The 492-nt window shown below is 49.6% G+C and carries 1 pseudogene; it reads right to left on the bottom strand.

Annotated elements, in window-relative coordinates:
- Window positions 1-492 (bottom strand): annotated as a pseudogene (locus AACY49_RS30555) (biotin--[acetyl-CoA-carboxylase] ligase); the annotation flags it as partial.

The following is a 492-nucleotide window of genomic DNA, read 5'->3' as shown; positions in this document are numbered from 1 at the left end:
CCAGCAATCAACGACACTGATCGCTCCTGCCACAAATGGTTTTCCTCCCATTCTGCCTGGAGAACTGAAAAACCACCGACCTGCTGACGCTGTATATATGACTGCAACTGTTCGCTTAACTCGAAAACCAGAACGTTACGATCGCAAGTTGTACCAGATTCAAGTCGCATGGAAGTCCATTGCTGATCAACCTCCTCTGCAACCTGCATATTTACGTTAATACCTATACCTAGTACCACGTGACACACATCAGCCGGATCCCCAACCAACTCCAGCAAAATACCGGCAATTTTCTTATTGCCGACGAGAACATCGTTAGGCCACTTCAAACCTGCGCCAGTGACGCCGAGCTTTTGCAGGGTTCGCATGACTGCCAACCCAACAACAAGACTCAAGCCCTCAAGCTGGCGCATCCCTCCTTCTATTCGAAGAACGTGACTGTTTTATAGGTTTTCGGCAATCGGTCTAACCCACTTGCGCCCTCTACGCCCA

Source organism: Pseudomonas sp. EL_65y_Pfl2_R96 (genome assembly GCF_963970905.1).
Classification (GTDB): domain Bacteria; phylum Pseudomonadota; class Gammaproteobacteria; order Pseudomonadales; family Pseudomonadaceae; genus Aquipseudomonas.
This window is presented reverse-complemented; position numbering and strand designations above follow the sequence as displayed.